The organism is Nonomuraea sp. NPDC050202 (assembly GCF_040656115.1).
Lineage (GTDB): Bacteria > Actinomycetota > Actinomycetes > Streptosporangiales > Streptosporangiaceae > Nonomuraea.
Genome location: NZ_JBFALF010000004.1, coordinates 27,356 through 53,211 on the forward strand (window position 1 = coordinate 27,356; position 25,856 = coordinate 53,211).

Below are 25,856 nucleotides of genomic sequence, written 5' to 3' on the forward strand. Positions count from 1 at the left end.
ACTTTCATCGGCAGCACACGCTCACGAGGCCCTCGGGTGCCCTCACGGTGATCTTCCTCGGCGCGCCGGGGGACCTCCTGACGTCGACGGTGGTGTTGGCGCCTTCGGCCGAGACGGCGTACAGGCTCGGCGGCACGTGCATGTGGACGTCGCCCGTCGTGCGCACGACCGCCTTGACCTGGGACGGGGCGCTGCGGAAGGTCAGCGCGACGTCCCCCGAGCCGACCTCCACGTCGGCCCGCTCGCTGCGCAGGCGATCCCCGTCCACGCGGCCCGTGCCGGTCCGCACCCAGAGGTCGCCGGCGAGGGCGTTGACGCGCACGTTGCCGGACACGGTCGTCAACCGCAGGTCGCCGAAGAGCTCGGAGACCACGAGCGCGCCGACGGACGTGGCGGCCTCGAGCGTGGTCTCCGGCGGCACGGCCACCACGTAGTCGGCCTCGCAGATCGGCCCCCGCGGCTGGTCGGAGCCGGGGCACACGGCGTCGAGCCGCAGCGTGGCGGACTCGGCGTCCCAGTCCTCGGTGACGGTGGGCCGTTCGCGCGACCAGCTCAGCGACCTCCGGATGAGCAGCTCGCCCGCCTTCCCCGACAGGACCCACACGTTCACCCGGCCCTTGCCGGCCTTGACACGCAGCTCCTGGCCGTCGAACGGGATGGACCGCATGGTGACGTCCGTCGGTGTCCTGGCACTGGCGAAGCCGTGCCAGAGCAGCGCCGTGGACAGCACCAGGGCGAACACGGTGGCCGCGGCGCCGGCAGTCAGCCACACCGCTCTCACGGCAGGCTCCGGATCTTGAGGAACTGCAGCACGGCGAGCACCCGCCGGTGGTCGCCCTCGGCGGGCGGCAGGTCGAGCTTGGTGAAGATGTTGCCGATGTGCTTGCCCACGGCCCCCTCGCTGAGCACCAGGGCCTGCCCGATGCCGGCGTTGGAGCGGCCCTCCGCCATCAGCCTGAGCACCTCGTGCTCGCGCGGCGTGAGCCGCTCCAGCGGGTCGCTGTTGCCGCGCAGCAGGAGCTGGGCCACGACCTCCGGGTCGAGGGCGGTGCCGCCGGAGGCCACCCTGCGCAGCGCGTCGATGAACTCCGCCACGTCCGCCACCCGGTCCTTGAGCAGGTAGCCGACGCCGCCTGCCGAGGCGGAGGCGAGGAGCTGGGCGGCGTAGCGCTCCTCGACGTACTGTGAGAGCACCAGGACGGCCAGGCCCGGCTGCTGGCGGCGCAGCACGAGCGCGGCCCGCAGCCCCTCGTCGGTGTGCGTGGGCGGCATCCTGACGTCGGTGACGACCAGTTCGGGGCGGTGCTCCTCGGCCGCCCGCAGCAGGCCCTCCGCCTCGTCCACGGCCGCCACCACCTCCATGCCCGCGGCTGCCAGGAGCCGGATCAGGCCCTCCCTCAGCAGCACGGAATCCTCTGCGAGCACTACTCGCACGGCAGCTCCACCTCGATCGTCGTCGGTCCGCCCAGCGGGCTGGACAGCCGTAGCGTCCCGTCCACGGCGTCGATCCGCTGGGCCAGGCCGCGCAGCCCGGTTCCGCCGTCCATCCTGGCACCGCCGCACCCGTCGTCGTAGACGAGCACGTGCAGACGGTCGCGCTCGCGCCGCACGCTCACCTCCGCCCTGGTGGCCGCCGAGTGCTTGGCGATGTTGGTGAGCGCTTCCGACACGGTGAAGAACGCCACCGCCTCGATGGTGGGCGTGGTACGCCGCTCGATGTCGACGCGCAGCTTGACGGGGAAGGGCGCGCGGGCCGCGACACCGGACAGCGCCGCGTCCAGGCCCTGGTCGTTGAGCACGGCGGGGTGCAGGCCGCGGACGAAGTCGCGCAGCTCCTTGAGCGCCTGCTTGGCCTCCTCGTGCGCCTGCTCGATGGCCTCGCGGGCCGGATCCGGCAGGTCGGTCAGGGTGGCCCTGGCCAGGCCCAGGTTCATGGCCAGGGAGACGAGCCGCTGCTGGGCGCCGTCGTGCAGGTCACGCTCGATCCTGCGCCGCTCGGCGTCGGCCGCGTCGATCACGCCGGCCCGGCTCTCGGTCAGCGTCTCGATGCGCTGCCCCAGCTCCGTACGGCTGGGCCCGAGCAGCGTACGGGCCACCGACAGGTCCAGCGCGGCCATGCCGCGGGCCAGGAACGGCGCGAGCACCAGCAGCGCCAGCCCCACCAGCATGAAGGCGAGCTGGACCCGGTTGTCCCTGAGGTCGAGCGCGAACTCCAGCGGCGGCTCCTGCAGCTTCGGCGGCAGGAACGCCAGCAGCCCGACCACCGCCCCGCCCCACGCGAACGCCACCAGGAAGGCACCGGCCAGGCCCACCACCGGCGACAGCAGGTGGTAGCCGATCTGCCGCCACGTCAGCGGATCGCGCCAGCTCGCCGGGGCGGGCACCGGCGGGATGCGCACGCCCTGGAAGGCGCGCAGCCGCGAGCGCTGCACCCTGGTGAACCACGGCAGGGCCCGCCGCAGCAGCGGCGGCGCCACGGCCAGCAGCAGCGTGAGCCCGCCGAGCAGCACGGCGACCGGAAAGCCGATCATCACATGGGCCGTGTCCAGCCAGGCCCGCGCCGACCAGGGACGGGGGACTTTCATGCCTCAACGGTATTGACCTGGAGCGAGGACGCGAAATGGGTCTGGTGTGCCGGTGCATGGTAGGGCTAGCCCCACCCCCCCGCGAACCGAGATGCGCCCAGCGTGGCATCCCGTGGTTCGGCTAGAGGCTGTGGCGCTGCCTGAAGGCCAGCGGGTCGAAGGCGCCGCCCAACGTGGCGCCCAGCCCCTCGCGGGCCGCCTCGGCGAACTCCTGGCGCCCCCGCAGGCCGCCCAGGCCTTCGGGCAGCGCGCCGGCCAGCGGCCTGGCCGCCAGCATCTCCAGATCCGTCACGCTGCCGCACGCGGCGTCATCGGGCGTGGCCGGCCACCGCCCGATGACGATCCCGGCCAGGTCCAGCCCGTGGTGGGCCAGCGACTCCAGGGTGAGCGCGGTGTGGTTGACGGTGTCGCGGCAGGGCCGCACCACGACGAGGACCTGCGCGCGCAGGGCGCGGGCCAGGTCGGCCAGGGTGGCGCCCTCCTCGTCGTAGCGGTCGAGCAGCCCACCGGCGCCGTCCACGACGACCAGGCGGTTGCTCTCGGCCAGCTCCCGCACCAGCCTGGCGGCCGCGGACAGCGACACGGGCGGAACTCCCGCCGCCCTGGCGGCCGCCGCGGGCGGCAGCGGGCCGGGGAAGCGGCCGAGCTCGAACGTGGTGGTGACGCCGGACAGCCGGATGACCTCGTCCACGTCGCCTGGCTCGCCGGCCGCCAGCCCGGTCTGCGCGGGCTTGACCACCGCCGCCGCGGACCCGCGGGCCAGCGCCAGCGCGCTCAGCGCCGCCGTCACGACCGTCTTGCCGACGCCGGTGCCGGTGCCCGTGACGACCAGGACGCTCATGGGCGGCGCAGGCGGGTGACGAACTTGTACCGGTCGCCGCGGTAGAGCGACTGCGCCCACTCGACGGGGTTGCCGTCGGCGTCGAAGGCGTGCCGGGTGAGCAGCAGCATCGGCAGGCCGACGTCCACGCCGAGCGCCTTGGCGTCGTAGGGGGTGGCCAGGACCGTCTCGATGATCTCCTCGGCGTCGGTCAGCCGCACGTTGTAGGCGTTGTGCAGCGTCTCGTACAGGGAGGCGTGCACCTCCAGCTCGCGCCGCAGGCGGGGGAAGCGGCGCGCGGACAGGTGGGTGGTGTCTATCGAGACCGGCTCGCCGTTGGCGAGCCTGAGCCGGTGGATGCGCAGCACGCGGCCGCCCGGGTTGATGGCCAGGCGCCGCGCGAGCGCCTCGTCGGCAGTGATGTAGCCGATCTCCAGGATCTTGGTGTCCGGCTCCAGGCCGGCCGTGCGCAGATCTCCGATGTAGGAGGTGAGCTGCAGCACCTGGGCCACCTTGGGCTGGGCCACGAACGTGCCCTTGCCCTGGATGCGCAGCAGCCGCCCCTCGACGACCAGCTCGGTCAGCGCCTGCCTGACGGTGGTGCGCGAGGTCTCGAACCGTACGGCCAGCGTGCGCTCGGGCGGCAGGGCCGTGCCGGGGGGCAGGGTCTTGGTGAGCTCGAGCAGGGCCCGTTTCACGTCGTAGTACTTCGGAACGCGGGGGCTGTCGTCTGTCACGCTCTCACCTTCACTTCTGCCACGGCGGTGAGGGCGTGTCTGATCACCGCGAGATCATCGGAACTCACTTCGGCCCGAGCGGTCAACCGCGGGCTGGAGCGGCCCGCAGGCTCCGGGCGCGTACGGGTGTGAGCACACGCGGATCCGGGCAGCTCAGGTTGATTGTGAAGGATATCCACAGCAGCGCGCACGATCGAAACCGAGGCCGGTCCGCGCGCCGTGTCGCGGAAGAACCACCTGCCCGTGTGGATCACCTCCGGCTCGCCGCGCACCGGCCCGTCCTGGGCTCCGGCGACTTCGACCCTGTGATGGTTCTCACAATATGAGATTGAACCCCCCGCCATATGGTGTTATGCCCCCGCTGGCGTGAACCCTGCCTGCTCGTCTGCTATCGGCTTCACCCTGCCGCCTCTCACCGGGAGTCGGTTTGGTTGTTGCGGGGGAAAGCACGCATGATGCACTCGTGCCGACTCTCAGCGACCTCGTAGCCCGCCACACAGCGCTCGACGAGGCGGACCTCGACTGGCTGCACTCGCTGGTCTCCGACTGGCAGCTGCTGGCCGACCTGTCCTTCGCCGACCTCATCCTGTGGGCGCCGCTGCTGGGGGAGAGCGGCTGGATCGCGATCGCCCAGATGCGCCCGACGACCGGCCCGACCGTCTACCACGACGACATCGTCGGCACCGTGGCCGCCAAGGGCGAGCGCAACCTCATCGACACGGCCTGGAACGAGCGCCGCATCTGCCGCGAGGGCGATCCCGACTGGTCCACCGGCGTGCCCGTCCGCGAGGAGACCATCCCCGTGCGCCGGGCGGTCGAGGGTGGCGAGGGCCGCTTCCTGGGGGTCATCCAGCGCTCCACGAACCTCTCCTCGGCCCGCACGCCGTCCCGCCTGGAGCTGACCTACCTCCAGAGCGCCTCCGACCTGGCGCAGATGGTGGCCGAGGGGCGCTTCCCGTTCTCCGGCGAGGAGCCGATCCTGGTGCGCTCGCCGCGCGTCGGCGACGGCCTGCTCAGGCTGGACAGGGCCGGGCGCGTCACGTACGCCTCCCCGAACGCGCTGTCCGCCTACCGGCGGCTCGGCCTGCACGCCGACCTGGTCGGCGCCGAGCTTGGGCGGGTCACCGCCACGCTGTGCTATTCGGACGAGCCGATCAACGAGGACCTCATGATCGTGGCCAGCGGGCGCGCGGCCAAGGAGACCGAGGTCGAGTCGGGCGGCACGATCGTGCAGTTGCGGGCCATCCCGCTGATCGTCGGCGGCGGCCGCATCGGCGCGCTGGTGCTCATCAGGGACGTGACCGAGCTGCGGCGGCGCGAGCGCGAGCTGATGACCAAGGACGCCACCATCCGCGAGATCCACCACCGGGTCAAGAACAACCTGCAGACCGTGGCCGCGCTGCTCCGGCTCCAGGCCAGGCGGCTCCAGGTGCCCGAGGGGCGGGAGGCGCTGGAGGAGGCGGTGCGCCGGGTCGGGTCGATCGCGATCGTGCACGAGACGCTGTCGCACGCACCCGAGGAGTTCGTCGACTTCGACGAGATCGCCGATCGGGTGATCGCGATGGCGGGAGAGGTGTCGTCGCCGGAGGCGGGTGTCACGCCGCGCCGGGTGGGGGCGTTCGGGGTGTTGCCCTCGCTCATCGCCACACCGCTGGCCATGGCGCTGACCGAGCTGTTGCAGAACGCGTTGCAGCATGGCCGGCCCAAGCGGCTGGAGGTGGTGGTCGAGCCCGCGCACGAGCGGCTGAACGTGACCGTCTGGGACGACGGCCGCGGCCTGCCCGGCGGCTTCGACCTCGACAGCTCCACCAGTCTGGGGCTGCAGATCGTGCGCACGCTGGTCGAGGGGGAGTTGTCCGGGCGGCTCACCATTGAGCCGCGCCTGGAGGGCGGCACGGAGGTCGTCCTGTCGATCCCGCTCCCGCCGGGCTGAACGCGCCGGCTTGACGACGGGGCCGCTGCTGCGCGCGGGCCGGCGTCGCGTCTGTTCTGGGGGTGGGGTGGGTCAGGCGGTGGCGCGGGCGCGGGCCCGAGCGGAGCGGCGCTTGAGCGCGCGGCGCTCGTCCTCGCTCATACCGCCCCAGACGCCGGCGTCCTGGCCGGACTCCAGCGCCCACTTCAGGCAGGCCTCGACGGCCGAGCAGGAACGGCAGACCTGCTTGGCCTCCTCGATCTGCATGAGTGCCGGGCCGGTGTTGCCGATCGGGAAGAACAGCTCGGGGTCCACGTCACGGCAGGCAGCTCGGTGGCGCCAGTCCATGCGTCCACTCCTTAGTAGATGGAGCCTCTGGTCGGCTCCGTGCGGCTACTACTTTGTGAAGAGTTTCACTAACTCGCGCGAACAATTACCCGCATCCTTGTGTGGACCGGGGTTGCCCGCTGACGATCGGAGGACCCTGGGGTGTTTAAAGGTCCTACGTTCCGACGTCATGAACGAGCCTGTCAGCCACGGAGAGTGCACGCAAGGGGGTTGGCGGGAAGTTTTGGCGGTTATGGATGTCGGATGCGTCACACAATGACCGAATGTAACCGACTAGACCAGAACTTGTAATGCGTTCGGTGTAGACCGGAATGTTACGGTTTCCCGTTCTCCCAGGTAGTCGCCGTCCAGCTGGAAGGCCACGGGACGGTCCGCGGTGAGCGTGATCTCGGCCTCGTCGTGCATCTGGACGAGGTGCCGGCCGGACGGAAGGATGTCACTCTCCGTGAGAATGTGACGGATCACTTTCGCCAGCGTCATCGGTCCCATGCGCCGCATGCCGAGGAGGTCGAGCCCGGTCTCGAAGCTCGCCCACGGGGTGGGCCGGACCGGCCTGCTGCCCACGTACGTCCACGGCGAGGTGTTGGAGACGATCGCCATGAACACCCCGCCGGCGGCCGGGATGCCGGGGCCGGTCACGGTCATCGCGGGATGCCGCTTGTCCGTGGCCAGATAGTGCCTCAGAGCCGTGTTCACATACCGTGCAGGGGTAGCCTTACGCCCGGTGCCCCTGAGGCCCTCCACGGCCCGTACAACCTCTGCGTCGTAGCCCATCCCCGAGCAGAAGGTGAAGTAGCGGCTCTGCCCCTCCCAAAGGGCTTGGCCCAAACCCACGGTCCTGCGCCGGCCCTCCCTGAGCGCCTCCAGCACCTGGCCGGTCGACTCCACGGGGTCGTTCGGCAGGCCCAGCGCGCGGGCGAAGACGTTCGCGCTGCCGCCGGGGATGACGATCAGGCCGGGGCGGCCGGTGCTGGGGTCGTCCCTCGGCGGGTCGTCGCCGCCGTTCACCGGGTTCAGCAGGCCGTTGACCGTCTCGTTGATCGTTCCGTCGCCGCCGAGCACCGCGACCACGTCGTACCCCTTGGCCCGCGCGGTGGCCGCCAGCGAGGCGGCGTGCCCGCGGTAGCGGGTCTCCTCGACCGTGAGCTCGACCGCCGCGCCGAGCGCGCGGATCAGCACGTCCCGCGTACGGGCGTTCGTGGTCGTGGCCTTGGGGTTGACCAGCAGCATTGCGCGCATATCGCCAGCGTAGCCGGTGACCTTGTCCGACTTATCGGCCGAACGTCCTATTTTCCGGCCCGTCCGGCCCGGGAGGTAGGGTACGGACGTGAACGGTCGCCCGCTTACCCTGCTCATCGCCGCCTCGATCGTCGCCCTGGAGGGGCTGGTCGCGCTCGGGCTCGGCGGCTACGTCGCGGTGCAGACCCTGACCGGGGCACCGGACGACATCTCCACCGCCCTGGCCGTGGCGGGGTTCGGGCTGCTCGTCGGGGCAGGCCTGCTCTGGGTGGCCTGGGGCGGGCTGTTCAGGACGGAGCGGTGGGGGAGGTCGCCGGGCGTGCTGACGCAGATCTTCATGCTGCCCGTCGGCGGCACCCTCATCACGTCGGGCCAGCCGCAGCTCGGGATCCTGATGATCGTCGTGAGCCTGGCGGGGCTCGTGACGCTGCTGGCTCCCCCGACCACGCAGGCGCTCTACGGCGACGGCCAGGCGTCGGACGCGGATCCCTCGCGCCGTTAGGCCGGTTCCCCCGCGCCGTCAGGCCGCTTCCACGCATCGGCGCGTTCCGGCGTCGGCGGTGGGCCCGTTTCCGCACATCGGGCCGCGGAGCGGCGACGCGCGGAAAGCCGGGGCTCAGTCGTCGGCGGTCAGGCCCTCGCGCAGCTGCGCCAGCGTGCGGGCGAGCAGGCGCGAGACGTGCATCTGCGAGATGCCCAGCTCGGTGGCGATCTGCGACTGCGTCATGTTGCCGAAGAAGCGCAGCAGCAGGATGCGCTTCTCGCGCGGCGGCAGCCGTTCGAGCAGCGGCTTGAGCGACTCGCGGTACTCGACGCCCTCCAGCGACTCGTCCACGATGCCGAGCGAGTCGGACACCGCGGGGGCGTCGTCGTCTCCCGAGTCGGGCGCGTCCAGCGAGACGGTGGAGTACGCGTTGGCCGACTCGAGCCCCTCGAGCACCTCCTCCTCGGTCATCTTGAGGTAGGAGGCCAGCTCCGCCACGGTCGGGGCGCGGCCCTCGCGCTGGGACAGGTCGCTGATCGCCTTGGTCAGCGAGAGCTTCAGCTCCTGCAGCCTGCGCGGCACGCGGACCGCCCAGCCCTTGTCGCGGAAGTGCCGTTTGATCTCGCCGACGATGGTGGGCGTGGCGTAGGTGGAGAACTCCACGCCCCGGTTGAGATCGAACCGGTCGATGGACTTGATCAGCCCGATGGTGGCGACCTGGGTGAGGTCGTCGAGCCACTCGCCCCTGTTGCGGAAGCGGCGAGCCAGGTATTCGACCAGAGGAAGGTGAAGCTCGACCAGCTCATCCCTGATGCGCTGGCGGCGCGGCTCCTCGGGGCCCAGCTCGGCCAGCTCGGCGAAGAGCATGCGGGCACGCACCCTGTCGGGCACGGCGTGTTCGCTGGTGGCCATGGCTCCAGTCCTTTCCGTCACGCCGGCCTCGCCGCGCCTCGGCGCTTACGCAGGACGATCGCCATGCGATCAGGGGAGTCGGTCACCGCGTCGACGTCGTCGGCCAGGGCGGTCAGCACCATCCAGGCGAAGTCGTCGCGCTTGGGCGCGGAGCTGCCGACAGTCGCCACCTCGACCCTGACCTGCATCTCCTGCCCGGTGAGCTCGAACTCCGCGGTGAGGTCGGTGCCGGGCACCGCCTCGTTCAGGAGCATGGCGCAGGCCTCGTCGACCGCGATCCGCAGATCCTCGATCTCGTCCAGGGTGAAGTCAAGCCGCGCCGCCAGGCCGGCGGTAGCCGTACGCAGCACAGACAGGTAGGCACTCGCCGCGGGGAGCCTGATGCTCACCACGTCTCGGATGCCCGCCACGCCCTCCGCGCGCGTCTCGGTTTCCTCGGTCACGTTCCTCCTCGCGAATCCGACGCTGACTGCAACTTACCGCCCTTCAGAGGTGCTTGGATGAATCAGACTCGCCATCTACGGAAAAGGCTCTGTGCGGTTGGTAACCGCACAGAGCCTTATGTGCCGTTTTAGGCGGCCTTGGTCTCCCAGAAGATCTTGGAGATTTCGTCGATCTTGCCCAGCAGGTCCTCGGCCTTGGCGACCTCCACGGTGCCCTTGGCGCCCGCGGCGCCGGCGAGCTTCGTGGCGTCCCAGAAGAGCTGGTGCAGCTGAGGGTACTGCTCGAGGTGCGGCGGCTTGAAGTAGTCGGTCCACAGCACCCAGAGGTGGTGCTTGACCAGCTCGGCCCGCTCCTCCTTGATCTTGATGGCGCGGGCGCGGAAGACCGGGTCCTCGTTGGCCGCGTACTTCTCCATGATCGCCTTGACCGACTCGGCCTCGATGCGGGCCTGAGCGGGGTCGTAGACCCCACAGGGCAGGTCGCAGTGAGCGGAAGCGACATGCTTGGGTCGTAGCAGTCGTGCGAGCATCAGAAAATCCTTCCTGGATGCTGAATCAGCTTGGTCCATCAACGACCTTACTCGTGTCCCAACGCCTGCGGAGTGGGGGGTCTAGACGATGAGAGTGCGTGTCGAAGGGGATTCGATGCGGCCCGCGCTGCTGCCCGGCGACTGGCTCCTCGTACGCCGGGGGGCCACCGTGCACCCCGGCGATCTCGTGGTGGCGAGGCTGCCCGGCGATCCCGATCGGCTCATCGTCAAGCGGGCGCAGTGGCACGGGGCCGGCGGCTGGTGGCTGGAGAGCGACAACCAGCGGGCCGGCGGGCGGCGCGACAGCTGGGACTTCGGGCCGGTGGACGACATCGTGGGGCGCGTGGTGCTGCGCTACTGGCCGCTCCTGCGCAGGTCGCCTCGCAAGGGCTAGGAGCCGTTCCTGCGGCGGGCGCGGAAGGCGGCGACGTTGGCGCGGCTGGCGCAGCGGGCCGAGCAGTAGCGGCGGGAGCGGTTGGACGAGGTGTCGAGGAAGGCCAGGCCGCAGTGCGGCTCGCGGCACCGCCCGAGGCGGTCCACGCCCAGCTCGGCGACGACCGCGGCCAGGCCCATGACGGCGGTCGCGGCGGGGTCCTCGGCCAGGTGCAGGTGCCAGTCGTGGCCGTCGTGGTCGGAGAGCTGGGGGCGTACGGGATAGCGCACCAGCAGGGCGTTCAGCCGCTCGGCCACGGCACGCGCGTCGCCGGCCGCGTCGAACACGGCGGCCAGCTCGTCGCGCAGCCGCCTGAGCTCGGGCGGCGGGTCAGGATCGTTGGCCAGCCGGACCGCCCACTCGGCGTAAGAGGTGAGGTCCATGCCGGTCCATTACAGCAGAAGGCGGGGCACCCGGGTGGCGAGCTTCCCGGTGTGCCCCGCCCCTGGCCGGCTACTCCTCCGGGTGCAGGACGCGGTGCAGGAACGTGCGGGTGCGCTCCTGCTGGGGGTCGCCGATGACCTGAGCGGGGGCGCCGTCCTCGACGATCACGCCGCCGTCCATGAACACCACCCGGTCGGCCACCTGCCGCGCGAAGCCCATCTCGTGGGTGACCACCAGCATGGTCATCCCCTCCTCCGCCAGCTTGCGCATGACGGTGAGCACGTCGCCGACCAGCTCGGGGTCGAGCGCCGAGGTGGGCTCGTCGAAGAGCATCAGGCTGGGGTTCATGGCCAGGGCCCTGGCGATCGCGACACGCTGCTGCTGGCCGCCCGAGAGCTGGCCGGGCAGGGAGTCGCACTTGGCGCCGACGCCGACCTTGTCCAGGTTGTCCCGGGCGATGATCTCGGCCTCGCGCTTGCCGCGCTTCAGCACCCGCTGCTGGGCGATCATGACGTTCTGCAGCGCGGTCATGTGCGGGAACAGGTTGAACTGCTGGAAGACCATGCCGATGCGGCGGCGTACGGCGTCGAGGTCCACGTCGGGGTCGGTGACCTCGACGCCCTCCACGAACACCTTGCCCCTGGTGGGAGTCTCCAGCAGGTTCACGCAGCGCAGCAGGGTGGACTTGCCCGAGCCCGACGGGCCGATGACGCAGACCACCTGGCCCGGGTCGACGGTCATGTCGATGCCCTTGAGCACCTCGTTCTTGCCGAAGTACTTGTGCAGGTCGCGCAGCTCGATGGCGTGGGTTGTCATCGATTCCTCCCCTTACGCCCCTCCAGCCGGGACGCGAGGTACCCCAGCGGGATGGTGACGATCAGGTACGTGATGCCGGCGACCATGATGGGCGTGGCGTTGGCGTACTGGGAGGCCAGGTCGTTGCCGAACTTGGCCAGCTCGACGTACTCGCCGGACACGCCGAGGAACAGCACCAGCGACGAGTCCTTCAGCAGGGCCACGAACTGGTTGGTGGTCGGCGGGATGACCATCCGGATCGCCTGCGGGATCACCACGGTGACCTGGGCACGGGTGGCCGACATGCCGAGCGACCTGGCGGCCTCCGTCTGCCCCTTGGGCACGGCCTGGAGGCCGGCCCTGAAGATCTCCGCCTGATAGGCCGCGCCGACCAGGCCGAGCCCGAGGATGCCCTGTCCGTACGTGCCGCCGGGCACCTCGAAGCCCGGCAGCGCCAGCGGCAGGAACACGATCAGCAGGAAGATCAGCAGCGCGGGCAGCCCGCGGAAGATCTCGATGTAGATGAGCGAGATCCACCGGTACGGCCGGACCTGCGAGAGCCGCATGAGCGCCAGCACCAGGCCCAGCACGAACGCGCAGACGAACCCGCCCACCGTGTAGATGATCGTGTTGCGCAGCGCGATGGTGAAGAGCTCGGGCAGCGCCGCACTCGCCACGTCGGCCTTGGCGAAGTTCTGGGCGAGGCTGGCCCAGTCGGCGTACAGTACGACGGCGACGAGCGCGGCGGCCAGTACGACGTATTGGATACCTCGGCTGACCTGCTGCTTTTTCCGAGGGCTGAGCCTGGTACGCCCAGGCTCAGCCGTCTTCGGCTGGTCGGCCATGGATCAGCCCAGCTCGCCGGGCTTCTTGCCGAACCACTTCACGTAGATCTTCTCGTAGGTGCCGTCCTGCTTGGCCTTGGCGATCTCCTCGTTGATCGTCTTGAGCAGGAGCGGGTCGGCGCCCTTCTTCAGGCCGATGCCGTACTGCTCACCGGTGTCCAGGCTGCCGATCATCTCGAACTTGGCGGCGATGTCGGGCTTCTTCAGCCAGGTGAGGACGACGGGCAGGTCCTGGACGATCACGTCGGCCTGGCCGGCCTGCAGGGCCAGCAGCTCCTTGGCCGAGTCGGCGTACTCGGTCGGGTCGAAGCCCTGCTTCTTGACGTAGTCGAGGCCGGTGGTGCTGGCCTGGGCGCCCAGCTTGAGCCCCTTGGCCTTGACGTCCTCCAGCGAGGCGGCGCCGGTGCCCTTCTTGGCCAGCAGGGCCTGCGTGGCGTCGAAGTAGGGGTCGGAGAAGTCGATGTTCTGCTTGCGCTCGTCGGTGATCGTCATGCCGGCGGCCGCGACGTCGCACTTGTTCGCGGCCATGGCGGCACCACTCTTGATCACGGCGAAGTCGATGTCCACGATGTTCTGGGTCACGCCCAGCTTCTTCGCGGCGAGGTCGACGATGTCCACGTCAAACCCGACGATCTTGCCGCTCGCGTCCTTGAACTGGAACGGCTCGTACGGGATGTTCGTGCAGACCGTGAGCTTGCCGGGCTGCACCAGCTTGGCACCGCCGGCGGCGGAGGCGCTGGCGCTGGTCGTGCCGGTGCCCGAGCCGGTCTCACTGCCGCACGCGGTGAGCATGAGCGCAGTGGCCAAGGCGAGCGCGCCGGCGGCGTAGCCACGGCGGCTCAGGGGTCTGAGGGCCATGTACGGCCTCCTCGTAGTGAAAAGCCATGAAACTTGCGTTTTGTGCAGTTTAGAGGGGGTTTAGCTGCGGTCCGTCATTCGGAATTTAACGATGCGTCAACAGAACGGCGTCGGCGCTGACACCGAACAGCATCTCAGCCTGTGGCAGTATGGGAAGACGGGTGACCCCCGAACCCCCTCACCAGACGACCGGCGAGGGGATCCTGGCAGCTACCGAAGCCAGCCCGCTCGCGCTCGTCCGCCGAAGGTTACTTCCGCTACCGATGACTACAGGGGTCGCTGTGGCTGCCACGCCCGCTTCTGCTTCCGTCGAAACACCCGACCTCGATCCGGCCTTCGCCCTGCACAGGGGAGGCAAGATCGAGATTCGCTCCACCGTCCCGGTCCGCGACGCCGACGACCTGTCGCTCGCGTACACGCCCGGCGTCGCCCGGGTCTGCACCGCCATCGCCGAACAGCCCGCGCTGGCCGGCGACTACACCTGGGTCTCCAACGTGGTCGCCGTCGTCTCCGACGGCACCGCGGTGCTCGGCCTCGGCGACATCGGCCCCGCGGCCGCCATGCCCGTCATGGAGGGCAAGGCGCTGCTGTTCAAGGAGTTCGCGGGCGTCGACGCCGTGCCCATCTGCCTCGACTGCACCGACGTCGACGGGCTCGTCGAGACCGTGGTGCGCCTGGCGCCCTCGTTCGGCGGCATCAACCTCGAGGACATCAGCGCCCCCCGCTGCTTCGAGATCGAGGACCGGCTGCGCGGCCTGCTCGACATCCCGGTCTTCCACGACGACCAGCACGGCACCGCCATCGTGGCGCTGGCGGCCCTGCGGAACGCCGCCCGGCTGACCGGCCGCACGCTGGGCGACCTGCGGGCCGTCGTGGCCGGCGCGGGCGCGTCCGGCGTCGCCGTCACCCGCATCCTGCTGGAGGCGGGCATCGGCGACATCGCGGTCTCCGACTCCAAGGGCATGATCTACGAGGGCAGGGAGGGCCTCAACCCGGTCAAGCAGGCGCTGGCCCGCGACACCAACCGGGCGGGCCACACCGGCTCCACGGAGGAGGCGCTGGAGGGCGCCGACCTGTTCCTGGGGCTGTCCGGGTCCACGGTGCCGGAGCGGGCGATCGCGTCCATGGCGCCCGACGCCATCGTGTTCGCCCTGTCCAACCCGACGCCGGAGGTGCACCCCGAGGTGGCCGCCAGGCACGTCAAGGTGGTGGCCACCGGCCGCTCCGACTTCCCCAACCAGATCAACAACGTGCTGGCCTTCCCCGGGGTGTTCCGGGGCGCTCTCGACGTGCGGGCCACCGCGATCACCGAGAACATGAAGGTGGCCGCGGCCAACGCGCTGGCGGGGGTGGTCGGTGACGACCTCTCGGCGACGTACATCATCCCGAGCCCGTTCGACGAGCGCGTCGCGCCCGCCGTGACGGCCGCCGTGGCCGCCCAGGCCCGGGCGGACGGGGTCGCGCGCGTCTGAGCTCCCACAGGCCGTCCTGGCGAGCGAGAGAGCCCTTTCCGGCCCTCGCTCGCCCCTTTTTTACCGCCCCTCACCAGGTCTTTCTGCTTTTCGGGTTACGTGGCCGTTCCGTGGGTAGTTGAGATCCCCGTCCAGGAGCCAGGGTCCGCCTGATCATGTGCAGGACGGCCCGGGGTGTGGGATGGAGTTTGGGTGACCTTTGGGAACTGCCGTAAACCCTTTACGCAAGGTGCTATAACAGTAGCTCTCTGTAATGATGTGGGCGCCGACTCCTGTGACGAGGAGAGCGATGGAACGCGAGCCGAATCGACTGCTGCAGCAGCTCATCGCAGAGGCGGGTTTTTCCCACAAGGGACTGGCCAGGCGCCTCAACGATCTGGGAGCCGCACGTGGCACTCCGGGCCTCAAGTACGACCACAGCTCGGTCCTGCGATGGATCGGAGGTCAGAGGCCGCGCGATCCGGTCCCGTGCCTGCTCACCGAGATCTTCGCGCTCCGGCTAGGCAGGCCGGTCTCGTCGGAGGACCTGGGCATGCCGGCCGTCATCACACCCCTCGATCTCGGACAGGAGTTCACGCACACCTGGCAGGAGGGGGTCGCGACCGTGACGGCGCTGTGGCGGGCCGATGTAGAGAGACGGAGGTTCCTGATCGACTCGACGTTCGCGATTGGAGCAGGCTCTGTTGGAGCCGTACGCTGGCTGACATCGCCCTCTGAGGGGCGCCCGAGCGGCACGGGCACGCGGCGGGTAGGCCGCGCCGACATCGCCGCCATCCACGAGGTCACCCGCTCCTTCGGTGAGCTCGACAACCGCTTCGGCAGCGGACGCGTCCGCTCGTCCGTGGTCAAGTACCTCGACACCGCCGTCTCCCCCTTGCTCAAGGACGGCTCGTACGGCGAGTCCACCGGCAAGCAACTGGCCGCCGCGGCCTCGGAGCTGACCCGCCTGGCGGGGTGGATGGCCTACGACATGGAGCAGCACGGCCTCGCCCAGCGGTACCTGATCCAGGCCCTGCGCCTGGCCAGGGGCGCCGACGACCAGACGCTGGGCGGCGAGATCCTGGCCGGCATGGCGCACCAGGCCATCTACATGGGCCAGCCGGCCCACGCCCTCGACCTGGCCAGGGCCGCCCAGATGGCGGCCCGCGCGGCCGGGGTGAAGACTCTCCTGGCCTCCGCGCACGTCCTGGAGGCCCACGCGCACGCCGGCCTGGGCGACGCCCGCTCCTGCGGTCACGCCCTCCACGAGGCCGAGTGCGCCTTCGATGCCCGCAAGCCCGCCGACGAGCCCAAGTGGCTCAGCTACTTCGACGAGGCCTACCTGTCCGCCAAGTTCGCCCACTGCTTCCGCGACCTCGGGGAGGGGGAGCGGGTCGTGCGCCAGGCGCGGCGCTCGCTCGACATGGACTCCCGGTACGTGCGGGGGCGCATGTTCAACCTGTCGCTGCTGGCCGCCGGGCTGCTGCAGTGCGGGGAGCTGGAGGAGGCGTGCTCGGCCGCGGCCGGCGCGCTGACGCTGGCGGCCGAGCTCCAGTCGGCGCGGTCGCGGTCGTACGCGGCTGATCTGCGGCGGCGGCTGGAGCCGTACAAGAACGAGCGGCCGGTGGCCGCGCTGCGCGAGCGCACGCGCGAGCTCACCGCCGTGTGATCCCTGCGGTGGGCCCGGAGTCTTGACCGGGCCCACCTTGGGGGTTACTTGAGGAGCTCGCCGTTGGGGCCGACGATCTTCTTCGTCTCGGCGAAGTTCGCCTTGTTGTAGACGTCGGCGGTCTCGCCGTCGAAGATGGCCGAGCTGATGGTGTCGATCCGGTCGTTGCCGTCGTTGTCGGCGAAGACGCTGGTCACGCCGTTGACGTAGCCGGTGCGCTTGCTGTTGTTGTACTTCATGAGCCACGGGCCGCCGTCGGCGCCCCACGTCATGGAGCACTTGAGCACCTGGTGGGTCTCGACCTTGAACGTGTTGACCTGGACGCTCTTCGTGCCGGTCTTGCCGGTGCACCACTTGGGGGTGACGCCGGTGAACGGCCTGTCGCCGTCGGGGTGCGGGGCGCTCGGGTAGCCGAAGACCGTCACCTGCTGGCCGAGCGGCTGGTTCCAGGCGAAGCCCTGGCCGCCGACGACGTCGCCGAGGCGGCCGAGGTCCTTGGCCAGGCCGATGTAGTAGTGGTCGCGGAAGTAGCGGACCGTCTTGCCGGCCTTGACCCACTGCTTGACGTAGTAGCGGGTCTCGAACCACGCGGTCTCGGTACCGTTGGCGTCCTTGGTGACGGTGAGCTTGCCGAGGTACTTGCCGTCGCCCTTCTCAGCCGTGAGCTTCTTGAACTCCTCCTGGCTGATGGGGGTCGGGCCGGCCTGCTCGTACTGCTCGCCGTTGACGTCGCTCGCGGTGTCCTTCGGCGCCTTGTTGTACTCGGACTCGGTGACCTCGACCTTGGTCAGGATCTTCTCGCCCGAGTAGTTGTGCGCGACCTTCTCCGGCGTGACGTCGAAGTCCTTCGACCAGTACGGCCCCGCGGGCCCGTACTTCTCGAACCCGGCGTCGTACTCTTCCTTCTTGATCTCTTCGTGCTTGACCCACTTGTCGCCGCCCCAGGCGTGGAACTCGCTCTTGACGACCTCCTTGGAGCCCGTCAGCGTGAAGCCGTTGTGCACCGCGACGAAGGCGTAGTCGCCGTCGTAGTCGTCGTAGGTGTCGAGGTCGTAGGCGGTGAAGGCGTAGGCGCCGACGTAGACGCCCCAGGGGGCCTTGCCCTGGTAGTAGCCCGGCACGAAGATCCACTTGCGGTAGACCTCGTCCTTGCCGTTCTCGAACACGCAGTGGCCGGCGGTGGCGACCAGGTTGCGGTTCCTCGACTGGATGGAGGTGGCCGAGCACCAGCGGTAGTGGCCGGACTTGTCGAGGAAGAAGACCTTGCCGATGGTCTTCGGCAGGTTCACGTTCTTGCTCGTACCAGCCTTGGGGGTGGTGGTCGGGCCCGTCATGCCGGGCTTGCCGTCAGGGACGCCCTTGCTGCCCGAGCTGACGACCTTCGGCACGTCCTTGGCGTCCAGGTTGTACTGCGTGGCCTTCCGCAGGGCGGCTCCGTTCGAGTCGAGCCAGAAAAAGGCGGCACCGTACGCGTCGGCCGGCTTGGGCAGGAGGTCTTCGGATGCCCAGGACGGTGCGGCGTTGGCGGGCGAGGCGAGTACGGCGGCGCTCAGGCCGGCGGCGGCGAGGGGGATGAGCAGGCGCTTCACGGGAGGCTCCACAGTTGTCAAAAAGGGTGTAAAGACCCTATCGACCCACCAGGCACTCTGGTAAGGGAAATGCTCAAATTTGTCGTAGAAAGGCCAAAGGGCCCGGCAGAAGCCGAGCCCTTTGGGTGAAGCATGTGAACGATGACTAGGTCGTCGTTCTGTCCAGCAGCGAGAACTACGGGATCAGCTTGCCGGACCACGAGGCCGAAGCGGCCTTGTAGATCGCGGCGGTCTCACCGTCGAAGTACGGCGAGGTGATCGTGTCGTAGCGCTTGTTGCTGTCGGTGTCGGCGATGAGGCTGGTGACACCGTTGACGTAGCCGAGACGCTTGCTGTTGCTGTACTTGTACAGCCACGGCGCACCGTCGTAACCGGCGGTCACGGTGCACTTGAACGACATCTGCTCCTCGACCTTCTTGGACGGGATGCGCAGAACGTTCTTGGCCGTCTTGCCGTAGCACCACTTCGGCGTGACACCGGTGAACGGCTTGTTGCCGTCCAGGTGCGGGCCGAAGGGGTAGCCGAAGGTGCGGACGTACTTGCCGGTGGGCTGGTTCCAGGCGAAGCCCTGGCCACCGACGTTGTCACCGAGGCGGCCAACGCTCTTCACGTTGTGCTCGACGACGTAGTAGTCCTCGACCCAGTACTTCACCTGAGCCGTGGTCTTGATCCACTTCTTGACGTAGAACTCCTGCTTGTACCAGGCAGTCTTCGCCTCGTTGGTGGACAGGGTGCCGAGGTACTTGCCGTCACCCTTCTGCGCCACCAGGGAGTCGTACTCCTCCTTGGAGATCGCAACCTTCTGGCTGGGCACGCGGTCGCCGTTGTCGAAGCCGACCTTGGCCGCGTTCCACACAGCCTCGGTGACCTCGATGCCAACGACCTTGACACCCTTGGTGGGGCCCTCGCCCTTGTAGTACTCGTCGATGTTGCCGAGGTTCACATCGGCGGGCTTGGCAACCGTCTCGACCTTGGGGTCAGCAGGGGCCGACTTGTACGGGCCAGCCTCGCCGTACTTGTCGTAGCCCGCCGCGAACTCCTCGGCGGTGATCGGGGTCTCCTTGATGTACCCCTTGCCACCCTTGGCGATGTGCGCCTTGTACTCGCTCGGGGTGACCTTCGTGGACTGGTTGGCGACGCCGCCGATGCCGTCGTAGACGGTCACGAAGGCGTAGTCGCGGTCGAAGTCCTCGTAGACGTCGAAGTCGTAGTGGGTGAAGGCCTGCTTACCCACGTAGATGCCCCAAGGAGCCTTGCCCTGGTAGTAGCCCGGCACGAAGACCCAGCGGGAAACGACCTCGTCGTTGCCGGCGATGTCGTAGACGCAGTGACCGGCCGTGGCGACCAGGTTGCGGTACTGCGACTGGATCGAGGTGCCCGAGCACCAGTAGAGCGAGCCGTCACGGTACTCGAAGAAAACCTTACCGATGGTCTTCGGCAGGTTCACGTTCTGAACCTTGGCGGTGCTCTTCTTCTCCTCGCCGATGGGGGCGGTGGAGCCCGGCTTGGTGTCGGCGCTGTAGCCACCACCGGAGGAGATCTTCTCAACCTCGAGAGCGTCGGGGTTGAACGCCACGGCCTTCTTCAGCGCCGCGTTGTCCGACTTGGTCCAGAAGTCGATGACCTCGGCGGCCTGCGCCGCGGTCTTGGCCAGGTCGTCCTTGGCAACGTCAGTGTCGGCCTGGGCGGTGCTGGCGAGACCAGCAGCCAGCAGACCAGTGGCCAGAATGGCGCCACCGGCCGGGAGGAGGATGCGCTTCAAGGTAACTCCTTGCGCTGTCGTGGAACGCCTCTTGCGTCCCATGCGTCAGTAAAGGGATAGCCAGGAACATACAGTGTCGATCTTGAGATCCGGTAGCCGCTTTGGTCGGAAAAGATGGGACAAGGCGGCCGTGATCGTTCTGTGATGTTTAAGTGGCTGATGCGCAGGAGCTGAGGAAAGCCAGTCTCTATACCGTTTGCCCAGATCAACATAAGGAAGTTGTCAGTGGGGCTCGCGGGACTGAGGCGCCCTCCCGGTTCCGGCCGATCAGGCGATGTGATGCAGATCACATCGACTTGATGGCACCGTCTGGACGTCCCATGCGTCCAAACGCCTTCACATTCGGCGGAAAAGCGGAAGGGCCCGGCAGGATGCCGGGCCCTTCACTGGCAACGGTTACACGAACGGTTCAAGCCCGGTCGCTATCCGTTACTTCAGACGATCTTGCCGGACCACGAGGCCGCGGCGGCCTTGTAGACGGTGTTCGTCTCGCCGTCGAAGTACGGCGACGAGATGTAGTCCACGCGGCCGTTGCCGTCCTGGTCGTTGAAGGTGCTGGTGACACCGTTCACGTAGCCGAGACGCTTGCTGTTGCTGTACTTGTACAGCCACGGGCCACCGTCGGCACCCTCGGTCATGGCGCACTTGAGGGCGACGTGCTCCTCGATCTTCTTGGCAGCCGAACCAACCAGCTTCTTCGTGGTGGTGCCGTAGCACCACTTCGGAGTCACGCCGGTGTAGTTCTTGTTGCCGTCGGGGTGAGGAGCGGCCGGGTAGCCGAACACGCGCACGGCCTTGCCGGTCGGCTGGTTCCAGGCGAAGCCCTGGCCGCCGACGTTGTCGCCGAGACGACCAGCGTCCTTGCCGGCGATGTCGACGACGTAGTAGTCCTCGACCCAGTACTTCATCTGAACGGTGGTCTTGACCCACTTCTTGATGAAGAACTGCGTCTTGAACCAGGCGACCTCGGTCTTCTTGTCGTCACCCAGCTGGGCGCGGACCTCGCCCATGAACTTGCCGTCGCCCTTGGCGGCCTTCAGCTCGTCGTACTGCTCCTTGCTGATGGGCACCTCGGTGCTCAGGCGCTCGAACTTGTCGCCGTTGTCGAAGCCCGTACCAGCCGCGGTGTACTGCGACTTGTAGACCTCCGCACCAGTGAGCTGGACACCCTTGGTGGGGCCCTCGCCCTTGATGTAGGCGTCGACGTTGCCGACCGTCACGTCGGAAGGCTTGGCGACCGTCTCGACCTTCGGGTCGGCGACCTTCGACTTGAAGGGGCCCGCCTCGCCGTACTTGTCGTAGCCGGCCTCGAACTCTTCCTTCGTGATCGGCGTTTCCTTGACGAAGCCGACGCCGCCCTTGGCCACGTGCGACTTGTACTCGCTCGGCGTGACCTTGGTGGTCTTGCCGGAGACGTGAACGCCGTTGTACACGGTCACGAACGCGTAGTCGCGGTCGTAGTCCTCGTAGACGTCGAAGTCGTAGTGGGTGAAGGCCTGCTTACCCACGTAGATGCCCCAGGGGGACTTGCCCTGGTAGTAACCGGGGACGAAGACCCACTTGGACATGACGTCCGTGTTGGCGGCCGTGTCGTACACGCAGTGACCGGCCGTGGCGACCAGGTTGCGGTACTGCGACTGGATCGAAGTGGCGGAGCACCACTTCTTCTCGCCCTTGCTGTTGACGAAGAAGACCTTGCCGATGGTCTTCGGCATGTTGACGTTCTGGACCTTCGTGGAGGCCTTCTTCTCCTGACCGATCGGCGCGGTCGAGCCCGGCTTGGTGTCCGAGCTGTAGCCGCCCTTGCTCTGCAGCTTGGCGACGTCGGCCTTGTCCCAGACGTTCGACTCGGTAGCGGCCTTGAGGGCGGCACCGTTGTTCTCCGCCCAGAACTGGGCGATGGCCTTGGCGTTGGCCGCGCTCGTCGCCATCGCGTCCTTGGCGACGGTGTCGTCGGCCTGGGCGGTGCCGGCGAGGCCGGCGGCCAGGAGACCGGTGGCCAGGAGGGCGCCACCGGCGGGGATGAGGATGCGCTTCAAGGGAACTGCTCCTTGCTCTGTCGTGGGTCGCAACTTGCGTCCCATGCGTCAGTAAAGGGATAGCAAGGAACATAGCGTGGTGATCTCCGCAGGTGAAACCCGCTTTGGGGGATTCGGTATGGCCCCCGTGCGCCGTGACCTTTCCGTGACTTGTCAGAGACATTTGCCCGTTGTGATCGTCAGGTCACGTTTTCGCAGGGTATGGATGGGTTGTTGCTGCTGGTACGAAAGTGCCGTTAGAGGGATGCCACTGACTGTAGTTGGTTGAATGTGACTCAGATCACAGGAACCAGATGGGAACCGGCTCCGTCTAAATTGCCCTGTTTCTCACAGGAGATCTTCAGAATCGGGTCCGAGAGCCGTGCTCGTCGGGGTTCTGACGGTGTTGCCGGCGCATCAGAACGGCCCGCCGACGCATCGTCGACGGGCCGTGAGGCAGGGGTCGGGTCAGGCTCCCTTGGGTCTGACCGTTTCGCCCAGGAGGGCTTGGATGCTGGTGAGCACCGCTGTGTCCTTGAGGGGGGACGGGAGGTGGGTGGTGCGGGGGGAGCCGGGCGGATGGCGGCGGATGAGGTCGAGCTCCGCTGGGCCGATCCTGCCCACGCGGGCCGGTACGTGGTCGCCGGGGTCGCCGGGATCGCCTGGGTCGTCGGTGTGCAACGCCAGGGTCAGGCGCTGCCAGGTGCCGTCCGCCAGCCAGCGGCGGTGGCGCTTGTAGAGGGTGACCCAGCAGCCGTACCGCTCGGGCAGGTAGCGCCATCGGACGCCGGTGCGGGCCTGGTAGAGGAGGCCGTTGATCACGGTGCGGTCGTCGGTCGTCCGGCCGCCGTGGACGCCGTTCTGGGGGAGGAGGGTGGCGACCCGGTCCCATTCGGCGTCTGTCAGATCATCGCGACGCATGCGCCCATCGTGACAAGGCAAATACGGTCTGTCAGTTGAACAAAGAAAGATCTTCATGCCGACAGGTGTGACGGCTGGGTGTGCGTCACTTCGGGGTGGGGGATGTGTGCGGCGCCTTGTTTCGGTCACGCCCCATCCGATGGCCGTCCCAGTGTGAGACGCGAGCCGTGTGCCGGGCCGGGAGCGGCTGAGGGGCTCTCGGCGCCGCAGCGTGGTGGGGATCGAAAGGAGACGGAGCCCCTGGGAGGCGCTGTCTGGAGCTGCGCCTGCGCGAAGCGCCCTCCGGTGGAAGGCCGCGCGTGGTCCCCGTACGAACCCTCCGGAAACAGCAAGCGAGGGCCTCGGATGCCCGAGGCCCTCGCTTTCCCCTGGTAGGGCTTACTTGTACAGCTCGCCGTTCGGGCCCACGATCTTGCCGGACCACACGTTCTTGGCCGCGTTGTACACCGAGGCAGTCTCACCGTCGAAGTACGGCGAGGTGATGTAGTCGATCCGGTCGTTGCCGTCCTGGTCGGCGAACGTGCTGGTGACGCCGTTGACGTAGCCGAGACGCTTGGCGTTGCTGTAGTTCAGCAGCCACGGACCGCCGTCGTAGCCGGGGGTCACGGCGCACTTGAGGCCGATGTGCTCCTCGATCTTGAGCCAGGAGGCCCCGACCGTCTTGGCGGTGGTGTTGCCGTAGCAGTGCTTCGGCGTCACGCCGCTGTACGGCTTGTTGCCGTCGGGGTGCGGGGCTGCCGGGTAGCCGAAGGCGCGCACGGGCTTTCCGGTGGGCTGGTTCCAGGCGAAGCCCTGGCCGCCGACGTTGTCGCCGAGGCGGCCCGCGTCCTTGGACAGCAGGATGTAGTAGCGGCCGCCCCAGGCCCGCTTCGGGCCGGTGAAGCGCTCGAAGTCCTTGCGGTCCACCTGCTTGACGCCGTTCGAGGTGATGCCGTTGTAGACGGTGACGAACGCGTAGTCGCGGTCGTAGTCCTCGTAGGTGTCGAAGTCGTAGTGGGTGAAGGCCTGCTTGCCCACGTAGATGCCCCAAGGAGCCTTGCCCTGGTAGTAGCCGGGGACGAAGACCCACTTGTCCATCGTGGAGCTGTTGCTGTCGGTGTCGTAGACGCAGTGGCCGGCCGTGGCGACCAGGTTGCGGTAGTTCGACTGGATGGAGGTGCCCGAGCACCAGCGGAACTTGCCCTGGCCGTCGACGAAGAAGACCTTGCCGACGGTCTTGGGGAGGTTGACGTTCTGGGCCCTGCCGGTCGACTTCGACTCGCCGGTCGGCGCCGTGGTGCCGGGGCTGCCGTCAGGGCTGTAACCGCCCTTGGAGACGACCTTCCGAACCTCGTTCGAGTCCCACGTGTACTGGGTCGCGGACCGGAGCGCGGCGCCGTTCGAGGCCAGCCAGAAGGAGGCGACGGAGACGGCGGCGGAGTTGTTGCGGGCCATCGGGTCGTTGGCGACGTCGCCGTCGGCCTGCGCCGTACCGGACAGGCCGGCGGCCAGCAGACCGGTGGCCAGGATGGCACCGCCGGCGGGGAGAAGGATTCGCTTCAAGGTAACTCCAGGTTGCGCTGACATGAGGCGCCTCATGCACCTCCATTACTCAGCAAACGGACAGCCCGGAACCTATCGGTTTGACTTGCTCCGTGTGAATTGCAGGTAGATCCTGTCAGCGTTCCAAAAGCGCGCCGTGACCGTACCGAGACAAAGAAGCCGCTGATCACCCGCCGTGATCATATGGTTGCTATGACTTAGGTCACATTTGACAGGGTGGTGAGCCCAGCGGCGCGTCGGTAGACCTCTCCGGTGGTGGTGTCGAAGTACGGAGCCGACACCGAGTCGTAGCGGCCCTTGGCGTCCCTGTTCCAGGTCAGGCTGTTGACGCCGGCCAGGCTGCCGAGCCTGCGGTTGTCGTCGTAGGCGAGCAGCCAGGGGCCGCCGCTGGCGCCCGGGCTGAAGTCGCACGGCATCAGCTCGACGCCCTTCTGCAGGTCGCGGCCGGGGGCGACGGTGAAGCGGGTGCTGCCGGGCAGGCACTTCTGCAGCGTCTTGCCGTCGTACGGGTGCGACCCGTCGGGCTGCTGGCCCGCCGGGTAGCCGAACGCGGTCACGGCGTACGTGCCGGGCTTCTTGTTCAGCTCCAGCCCGAGCCCGCCCACGTTGTCCTGGAGCCGGCCGATGTCCCGCATGATGTACGCGCCGTCCTTGGGGACCCAGGCGAAGCCGCGGTGCACGGTCACGAACGCGTAGTCGTAGTCGTAGTCGCCCTTGCCCGACCAGTCCTCGTGCAGGCTGATCGAGGCGCCCACGTAGATGCCGTCGGGCGCGTTGCCGTTCGGTTCGGGGTTCGGGACGAAGATCCAGTAGTCGGCGGGCTTGGCCGTGCGCGAGTCGTACGCGCAGTGCCCGGCGGTGGCCACCACGCTGCGGTTCTTGGCCGCGACGGCGGCGGCGGAGCACCAGTACTCCTTGTCCCCGAACCGGAAGAAGACCTTGCCGATGGTGTTGGCGGCCGTGCCCTTGCGTGGCAGCGCCGGCGCGACGGCGGCCGCGGCGGTCGTCCGCTTCACGGTGGCGGCAGCGGCGGCGCCCGCCGAGGCCGCCGAGGCGGCGGAGCCGGAGCCGGGCGTGGCAGGGGTGGACAGGTCGGTCTTCTGCAGGCGGTCGGGCCGCCAGTAGTCGGCGACCCGCTTCACGTCCGCGAGCGTCTTGGCCAGCGGGACGGCGTACACCTTGCTGGGGGCCACGGCAGTGCTCGCAGTGGTGGTCACAGCGGTGGTCACGGCGGCGGTCACAGCGGCGGACGCGGCGTGGGCGGCGATCCCCGTGAAGGCAGGCACGATCAGCAGCGCGCTGCTGAGGGCAGCGGCCACGAAGTGCCTGGCTCGGGGGATCATGAAATGCCTTTCTTGGGGTCGTAAGGGTGGATTTTTCCAGATGTACAGACGGTATTGCAGCTCGGATAGAGATTCGTTACCTGATCAAGAGTGCATCGTGAACCATAAGGACACCGTCAACCGAACGTCCCTGAAACATGTAAATGATCATTAGGCCGGTCGTGTCTCCGCAGGTCGGAGGCCGGTTCGTCGACCATCCGCGCGTACGTAATTGGCGCCCATTCGCGGTCGCATTC

At 68.4% G+C, this 25,856-nt stretch carries 24 protein-coding genes and 1 pseudogene; 5 read left to right on the plus strand and 20 right to left on the minus strand.

What is annotated here, in order from left to right:
- Positions 1 to 4: 4 nt before the first annotated feature.
- From AB0I79_RS13870 to AB0I79_RS13890, 5 genes are all read right to left on the minus strand, one after another.
- The gene (locus AB0I79_RS13870) at positions 5 to 781 is read right to left on the minus strand and encodes a hypothetical protein (protein ID WP_357871738.1); all 777 of its coding nucleotides are present in this window, start codon (positions 779 to 781) and stop codon (positions 5 to 7) included.
- Positions 778 to 1,434, minus strand: a complete 657-nt coding sequence (locus AB0I79_RS13875) for a response regulator transcription factor (RefSeq protein WP_185101018.1) — start codon at positions 1,432 to 1,434, stop codon at positions 778 to 780. The genes AB0I79_RS13870 and AB0I79_RS13875 overlap by 4 nt, the downstream gene beginning before the upstream one ends.
- Positions 1,425 to 2,585 (minus strand): histidine kinase, encoded by a 1,161-nt coding sequence (locus AB0I79_RS13880; RefSeq protein WP_357871741.1) that lies wholly within the window; start codon positions 2,583 to 2,585, stop codon positions 1,425 to 1,427. Before AB0I79_RS13880 ends, AB0I79_RS13875 begins: the two co-directional genes overlap by 10 nt.
- Before the next feature lie 121 nt (positions 2,586 to 2,706).
- Positions 2,707 to 3,426 (minus strand): dethiobiotin synthase, encoded by a 720-nt coding sequence (gene bioD / locus AB0I79_RS13885; protein WP_357871744.1) that lies wholly within the window; start codon positions 3,424 to 3,426, stop codon positions 2,707 to 2,709.
- Entirely contained in the window at positions 3,423 to 4,142 is a 720-nt protein-coding gene (locus AB0I79_RS13890) for a GntR family transcriptional regulator (protein ID WP_148442136.1), read from the minus strand. The genes bioD and AB0I79_RS13890 overlap by 4 nt, the downstream gene beginning before the upstream one ends.
- Before the next feature lie 463 nt (positions 4,143 to 4,605).
- On the opposite strand from AB0I79_RS13890, the gene AB0I79_RS13895 reads away from it, so the two are divergent.
- Positions 4,606 to 6,075, plus strand: a complete 1,470-nt coding sequence (locus AB0I79_RS13895; RefSeq protein ID WP_357871747.1) for a histidine kinase N-terminal domain-containing protein — start codon at positions 4,606 to 4,608, stop codon at positions 6,073 to 6,075.
- A 72-nt stretch (positions 6,076 to 6,147) separates the two neighbouring features.
- On the opposite strand, the gene AB0I79_RS13900 is transcribed toward AB0I79_RS13895, so the two are convergent.
- Together AB0I79_RS13900 and AB0I79_RS13905 are read right to left on the minus strand one after the other, a co-directional pair.
- Positions 6,148 to 6,402 carry a WhiB family transcriptional regulator gene (locus AB0I79_RS13900; RefSeq protein ID WP_357871749.1) on the minus strand — a complete coding sequence of 85 codons (255 nt, stop codon included), beginning with the start codon at positions 6,400 to 6,402 and terminating at the stop codon, positions 6,148 to 6,150.
- Positions 6,403 to 6,675: 273 nt separating this feature from the next.
- Positions 6,676 to 7,641: a diacylglycerol kinase family protein gene (locus AB0I79_RS13905; protein ID WP_357871752.1), complete on the minus strand. Its 966-nt coding sequence runs from the start codon at positions 7,639 to 7,641 to the stop codon at positions 6,676 to 6,678.
- Between the two features lie 88 nt (positions 7,642 to 7,729).
- On the opposite strand from AB0I79_RS13905, the gene AB0I79_RS13910 reads away from it, so the two are divergent.
- Positions 7,730 to 8,143, plus strand: a complete 414-nt coding sequence (locus tag AB0I79_RS13910; RefSeq protein WP_357871755.1) for a hypothetical protein — start codon at positions 7,730 to 7,732, stop codon at positions 8,141 to 8,143.
- A gap of 114 nt (positions 8,144 to 8,257) precedes the next feature.
- On the opposite strand, the gene AB0I79_RS13915 is transcribed toward AB0I79_RS13910, so the two are convergent.
- From AB0I79_RS13915 to sodN, 3 genes are all read right to left on the minus strand, one after another.
- Entirely contained in the window at positions 8,258 to 9,037 is a 780-nt protein-coding gene (locus AB0I79_RS13915; RefSeq protein WP_171074665.1) for an RNA polymerase sigma factor SigF, read from the minus strand.
- Between the two features lie 17 nt (positions 9,038 to 9,054).
- Positions 9,055 to 9,480, minus strand: coding sequence for an anti-sigma factor (locus AB0I79_RS13920; RefSeq protein WP_225269218.1), 426 nt, complete (start codon positions 9,478 to 9,480; stop codon positions 9,055 to 9,057).
- A gap of 128 nt (positions 9,481 to 9,608) precedes the next feature.
- Positions 9,609 to 10,010: a superoxide dismutase, Ni gene (gene sodN / locus AB0I79_RS13925; protein WP_148442130.1), complete on the minus strand. Its 402-nt coding sequence runs from the start codon at positions 10,008 to 10,010 to the stop codon at positions 9,609 to 9,611.
- Positions 10,011 to 10,098: 88 nt separating this feature from the next.
- Between sodN and AB0I79_RS13930 the strand changes: the two genes are divergently transcribed.
- Positions 10,099 to 10,404, plus strand: a complete 306-nt coding sequence (locus AB0I79_RS13930; RefSeq protein ID WP_357871757.1) for a S24 family peptidase — start codon at positions 10,099 to 10,101, stop codon at positions 10,402 to 10,404.
- Here the strand turns inward: AB0I79_RS13930 and AB0I79_RS13935 are convergent.
- The 4 genes from AB0I79_RS13935 to AB0I79_RS13950 form a co-directional block, all read right to left on the minus strand.
- The gene (locus AB0I79_RS13935) at positions 10,401 to 10,826 is read right to left on the minus strand and encodes a CGNR zinc finger domain-containing protein (protein ID WP_357871760.1); all 426 of its coding nucleotides are present in this window, start codon (positions 10,824 to 10,826) and stop codon (positions 10,401 to 10,403) included. The two genes, AB0I79_RS13930 and AB0I79_RS13935, sit on opposite strands and share 4 nt — an antisense overlap.
- A 70-nt stretch (positions 10,827 to 10,896) precedes the next feature.
- Positions 10,897 to 11,643: an amino acid ABC transporter ATP-binding protein gene (locus AB0I79_RS13940; RefSeq protein WP_357871763.1), complete on the minus strand. Its 747-nt coding sequence runs from the start codon at positions 11,641 to 11,643 to the stop codon at positions 10,897 to 10,899.
- Positions 11,640 to 12,467 carry an amino acid ABC transporter permease gene (locus tag AB0I79_RS13945; protein ID WP_357871766.1) on the minus strand — a complete coding sequence of 276 codons (828 nt, stop codon included), beginning with the start codon at positions 12,465 to 12,467 and terminating at the stop codon, positions 11,640 to 11,642. Before AB0I79_RS13945 ends, AB0I79_RS13940 begins: the two co-directional genes overlap by 4 nt.
- A 3-nt stretch (positions 12,468 to 12,470) precedes the next feature.
- On the minus strand, positions 12,471 to 13,325 hold the full coding sequence (locus AB0I79_RS13950; RefSeq protein ID WP_357871769.1) for an ABC transporter substrate-binding protein: 855 nt from the start codon (positions 13,323 to 13,325) through the stop codon (positions 12,471 to 12,473).
- A gap of 263 nt (positions 13,326 to 13,588) precedes the next feature.
- On the opposite strand from AB0I79_RS13950, the gene AB0I79_RS13955 reads away from it, so the two are divergent.
- A complete protein-coding gene (locus AB0I79_RS13955; protein ID WP_357871772.1) occupies positions 13,589 to 14,797 on the plus strand; it encodes an NADP-dependent malic enzyme in 1,209 nt (402 codons plus the stop codon).
- A 289-nt stretch (positions 14,798 to 15,086) separates the two neighbouring features.
- Positions 15,087 to 16,445, plus strand: coding sequence for a hypothetical protein (locus AB0I79_RS13960; protein WP_357871774.1), 1,359 nt, complete (start codon positions 15,087 to 15,089; stop codon positions 16,443 to 16,445).
- A 44-nt stretch (positions 16,446 to 16,489) separates the two neighbouring features.
- Here the strand turns inward: AB0I79_RS13960 and AB0I79_RS13965 are convergent, their stop codons facing one another.
- From AB0I79_RS13965 to AB0I79_RS13990, 6 genes and pseudogenes are all read right to left on the minus strand, one after another.
- The gene (locus AB0I79_RS13965; protein WP_357871777.1) at positions 16,490 to 18,034 is read right to left on the minus strand and encodes a hypothetical protein; all 1,545 of its coding nucleotides are present in this window, start codon (positions 18,032 to 18,034) and stop codon (positions 16,490 to 16,492) included.
- A 175-nt stretch (positions 18,035 to 18,209) separates the two neighbouring features.
- Entirely contained in the window at positions 18,210 to 19,796 is a 1,587-nt protein-coding gene (locus AB0I79_RS13970; RefSeq protein ID WP_357871779.1) for a hypothetical protein, read from the minus strand.
- A 434-nt stretch (positions 19,797 to 20,230) separates the two neighbouring features.
- Positions 20,231 to 21,835 (minus strand): hypothetical protein, encoded by a 1,605-nt coding sequence (locus AB0I79_RS13975; protein WP_357871782.1) that lies wholly within the window; start codon positions 21,833 to 21,835, stop codon positions 20,231 to 20,233.
- Between the two features lie 672 nt (positions 21,836 to 22,507).
- A pseudogene (locus tag AB0I79_RS13980) lies at positions 22,508 to 22,792 on the minus strand (transposase); the annotation flags it as partial.
- A 321-nt stretch (positions 22,793 to 23,113) separates the two neighbouring features.
- Entirely contained in the window at positions 23,114 to 24,277 is a 1,164-nt protein-coding gene (locus tag AB0I79_RS13985) for a hypothetical protein (protein ID WP_357871785.1), read from the minus strand.
- 197 nt (positions 24,278 to 24,474) lie between these two features.
- Positions 24,475 to 25,620 carry a trypsin-like serine protease gene (locus AB0I79_RS13990; RefSeq protein ID WP_357871787.1) on the minus strand — a complete coding sequence of 382 codons (1,146 nt, stop codon included), beginning with the start codon at positions 25,618 to 25,620 and terminating at the stop codon, positions 24,475 to 24,477.
- Between the last annotated feature and the right edge of the window lie 236 nt (positions 25,621 to 25,856).